The organism is Accumulibacter sp., from assembly GCF_023806565.1.
Lineage (GTDB): Bacteria > Pseudomonadota > Gammaproteobacteria > Burkholderiales > Rhodocyclaceae > Accumulibacter.
On the sequence record NZ_JAMTDV010000123.1, the window covers coordinates 5,259 to 9,587 of the forward strand.

General features: G+C 64.3%; 4 protein-coding genes. 3 read left to right on the top strand and 1 reads right to left on the bottom strand.

Going from position 1 to position 4,329, the window contains the following annotated elements:
* The first annotated feature begins 745 nt into the window (after window positions 1–745).
* Window positions 746–1,432, top strand: coding sequence for a helix-turn-helix transcriptional regulator (locus NFV80_RS14445; RefSeq protein ID WP_295331445.1), 687 nt, complete (start codon window positions 746–748; stop codon window positions 1,430–1,432).
* Window positions 1,433–1,442: 10 nt separating this feature from the next.
* Here the strand turns inward: NFV80_RS14445 and NFV80_RS14450 are convergent, their stop codons facing one another.
* On the bottom strand, window positions 1,443–2,096 hold the full coding sequence (locus NFV80_RS14450; RefSeq protein WP_295331444.1) for a TetR family transcriptional regulator: 654 nt from the start codon (window positions 2,094–2,096) through the stop codon (window positions 1,443–1,445).
* 130 nt (window positions 2,097–2,226) lie between these two features.
* Here NFV80_RS14450 and NFV80_RS14455 point away from each other — a divergent pair, with 130 nt between their 5' ends.
* Together NFV80_RS14455 and NFV80_RS14460 are read left to right on the top strand one after the other, a co-directional pair.
* On the top strand, window positions 2,227–3,456 hold the full coding sequence (locus NFV80_RS14455) for an efflux RND transporter periplasmic adaptor subunit (protein ID WP_295331443.1): 1,230 nt from the start codon (window positions 2,227–2,229) through the stop codon (window positions 3,454–3,456).
* 13 nt (window positions 3,457–3,469) lie between these two features.
* On the top strand, window positions 3,470–4,329 hold an 860-nt coding region (locus NFV80_RS14460), incomplete at its 3' end, for an efflux RND transporter permease subunit (protein ID WP_296759121.1).

Below are 4,329 nucleotides of genomic sequence, written 5' to 3' on the forward strand. Positions count from 1 at the left end.
GATTTTCAGTCATGCCGGCGGGTGTGGGCGAGAATCCAGTACGTCCCTCAAACTGCGGTTGAGAAGCCTGATCAAATGAAGGAATCTGCATTCCGGCAGACGCCGGAATGACAGTTTCTCGAAAGGAACAAATTTACCCTCGTTATACTTCTGACCCAGCGCACTCATCTTTTTTATAGACTGCGCTGTGCTGCCGGACAACCGTCCGAAAGTAGGAATTTCGCCCTGACGTTGGCGCATGGAGTATGATGAGCCGTCGTCCGGTGTGGGGAATCGGCAATGAACGGCTCGCGCAACTTGCCGCTGCTCGGGATTGTCGAGCTCGCTTACTCGATGGTCGAGGTGCAGGCAGGGGTGGACGACCTGTTCGTCGCGCTACGCCGCCTGATCCCTTTTTCGAGTGGGGTGCTGATCCCGATCGACCCCGCCACGCTGGAACTGCGGCGCGGAAAGTGCTTCGATTGCTGCCCAGCCGACATGCAAGGCTATCTCGAACACTATGCGCCGATGGATCCCTTTGTCGTTCGCCGACCCGGACCATCGCTGTTCAATCGCACCGTTCTGCTCTCCGAAGTCGCCAGCCACAACGAACTCGACCGCAGTGAGTACGCCGCCTTCATGCACTCGGTCCCGTATGCGTGCGCCGCCGGCGTCCTGACGGCCATCGCCGGGCAACCGGTCGCCGCTTTCTGTGTGCATCGGACGCGAACCGAGAGCGATTTCACTGCCGATGAACGAGCGATCATTGACGGCCTCGCCCCCGCATCTGGCCTGCGCCTTGACGCTGCAGCGCTTGACCAGCGATCCGTCACCGCGGACGCAAACCGGGGTGGTGGTTTTCCGGAAAGGGCGGGCAGCCTTTGTCAATCGGGCAGCGGACGCCTTCCTCGGCCACACCCCGCCAGAGTCGCTGCTGACCGTTCTGCGCCCAGAAGGAAGCGGAATCATTCACTTGGCAGCCCAAAGTTTCCACGTGACGCGCGTTCCATGGACGGCAAGCAGCCTGTTGCGAAGCTTTCTGCTCGACGACGGCGAATATTCCTTGGCCAGCACTCGGTCAGTCGGGTCGTCCGCTTCCTCGCAGTCCTGCCACGCAGTACCGTTGAACGAGGGCGCGACGATCGTTGCCCTGCAGCCTTTCCGGCAGCGGACGGACTTTGTCGAGCGCCTCCGACGCTATGGTCTTTCGCCACGCCAGCAGATGGTCGCCGACGGCGTTCTCGGCGGGCTGTCCAACGCGGAAATCGCGATCGAAATGTGCATCAGCGAACGAACGGTCAAGGACCACCTTTGCGACATCTTCCACATCCTCGACGTACACAGTCGGGCACAGGTGATCGCAAGGCTGATCGGGACGCTCCGACAGCCCCATCTGCGCAGTCATCCTCGCGTGAGGGCGATGCACGACGTACCGGACGATCGCGGCGTCTGATGCGCGGCGATCAGGCCGCGTCGCGCGTTCTCGCCGAGGCCAGCGGCGGCGCCGTCAGCAGCCCCGCGAGCATCGTGTCTACCAGCGCCGGTGCCGACGAATCCAGATCGAAGGCGTCGGGATGCGTCAGCCAGAGCTGAATGACGCCGTGGAAAAACGCGTGCAGCATGTGCGCCGCCAGACTGTTGTCGGTCGCGGCGGGCAAGCGGCCCTGCCCAACGGCACGGGCGATGATGCGCTCGACCGCACGCACGCACTGGCGGTCCATTTCGTCGGCGAGCGGCGCGCCGTTGGTCGCCTCGCTCAATCGCTCCGATTTGCATAGCACGATTTCGAGCACGGCGCGTGTGCGCGGATTTGACGCAATCTCGCGCAGTGCCTGCACAGAAACTGCGCGCAAGGTTGCTATGGCGTCGTCGCCGTCGCTTTCCGCCGCCTGCTGGAGGCGACTCTGCATGGGCAGCGTGGCACGGCTGCACATCGCGGCGAACAGTTCGCTCTTGTCGCGAAAGTGCCAGTAAACCGCGCCACGGGTGACACCCGCCGCGCTCGCCACGTCGCCCAGCGTCGCGCGTGTCACGCCGCACGCCCGAAACACCTGCTCGGCAGCGTCGAGCAGCGCTTCGCGAGTGGCAAGCGCCTCGTCCTTCGTCCGTCTCACCATTTCTTCAGTCCAGAGGAACGGCCCGCCGGCAAGCGCGCCTATTTACAAACATTCCTGAATGTACGTAAAATTCGCGACTTTCGCAAGTCGCGCCGTTCGCGGCCGAAATGCGCGCTCCCGAGGAGTTTCCATGTCACCGCCCTTAGTTCGCTGGTCCCCCTCTTCCCTCGTGCTGCTCCTGCTTTTCACGCTGGCCGCAGGCGGCTGTGGGCAGCAGCCGGGGGGCATGGGAGGCTTTCCGCCGCCCGAAGTGACGACGATCAGCGTGCAGCCTGCGTCGTTCCCGGTCACTTACGAATACGTCGGACAGACCGCCGGATCGAAGGATGCCGAGGTCCGTGCACGGGTAACCGGCATCGTCGAGAAGCGCGTCTATCAGGAAGGCTCTCCGGTACGCACCGGACAGGCGCTTTTCCTGCTCGACGCAAAGCCTTTCGAGGCGCAACTGGCATCGGCGGAAGCAGAGTTGCTGCGCGCCCGTGCGCAGAAGACGCAGGCCGACCGCGAAGCGGCACGTCTGCGACCGCTCGCCGAACGCAAGGCGATCGGACAGAAGGAGGCCGACGACGCCGCTTCCGCTGCCGAATTTGCCAACGCCGCGGTCAAGGCTGCGCAGGCCAGGGTCACCGAAGCCAAACTCAACCTCGCCTACACCCGCGTCGTGGCGCCGATCAGCGGCCTGTCGAGCCGCGCCCAGCAATCCGAAGGCAGCCTGGCCAACGCCAATACGACGCTGCTCACGACGGTTTCTCAGGTCGATCCGATCTGGGTGCTGTTCAACGTCTCCGAAAACGAGCAACTGCGAATCAATCGGGCGGTCGCCGACGGTCGGCTGGCGCTGCCGCGCGACAACGCCTTCACCGTTGCGGTGAAGCTTTCAGACGGATCGACCTTCCCCCGCAGTGGGCGCATCAATTTCGCCGATACGCGTGTAAATCCGCAGACCGGCACCTACGAAATGCGCGCCGAGATCGCCAATGCAGACCTCGCGCTGAAGCCCGGCCAGTTCGTTCGTGTAGTGCTCCAGGGAGCGCAGCGCCAGGGCGCGCTGGCGGTGCCGCAGGCGGCGGTGCTCGAAGGGCCGCAGGGCAAGTTCGTTTACGTCGTCGGCAAGAACAAGGAAGGCAGGGACATCGCCGAGGCGCGGCCGGTGGTCGTCGGCGACTGGTCGGAGAGCAACGGCAAGAACCTCTGGCTGATCGATTCCGGCCTGACCGCCGGCGACCGCGTGATCGTCGACGGTCTGGCGCGGATCATGATGCCGAATTCGCCGGTGCATGTCGCCGAGCCCGCCGCTGCCGCGGCCAGCGGCGAGCCCACAACGGCCACCCCGCCGGCGCTGGCGGCAACGAAACCCTGACCGGACCGCGATCATGTTCTCGCGCTTCTTCATCGACCGCCCGATCTTCGCGGTGGTCATCTCGGTGCTGCTGATCGTCGCCGGCCTCGCTGCGATGCGTTCGCTGCCGATCGCGCAATATCCCGAAATCGCTCCGCCGGTCGTCACCGTGCAGGCGATCTACCCCGGCGCATCGGCCGAGGTACTCGAATCGACGGTCGCCGCACCGCTGGAAAACGCGATCAACGGCCTGCCGCACATGATCTACATGGCGTCGAACTCGTCGTCGAACGGTGTCGCGCAGATCCAGGTGACTTTCGAGATCGGCACCAACATCGACCTCGCTGCCGTCAATGTCAGCAACCGCGTCAAACAGGTCGAGTCGCGACTGCCGCTCGAAGTGCGCCGTCAGGGAGTGACCGTCGAGCCCGGCTCGTCCGCCTTCCTGCAGGTGCTCGCCTTCTATTCGCCCGATGGCCGCTACGACGACCTGTTCACTTCGAACTACGTGACGCTGAACGTTCTCGACCGGTTGAAGCGACTGCCGGGGACGACCAACGTGCAGATCTTCGGCGCCAAGGATTACGCCATGCGCGTCTGGCTGAAGCCCGATCGCCTGGCGCAGCTGAAGCTCACACCGGGCGACGTGGCGAATGCGATCAACGAGCAGAACGCGCAGTTCGCCGCCGGCAAGGTCGGCCAGTCGCCGATCGGCAAGGGTCAGGAGCTGGTCTACACGGTGACTTCCAAGGGTCGTCTGGCCGATGTCGCGCAGTTCGGCCAGATCATCGTCCGCGCCAACCCGGACGGGTCGACGGTGCGGCTGGCCGACGTCGCCCGCGTCGAACTCGGATCGCGCGACTACGAGTTCAACGGCCGCTACAACGGCAAGCC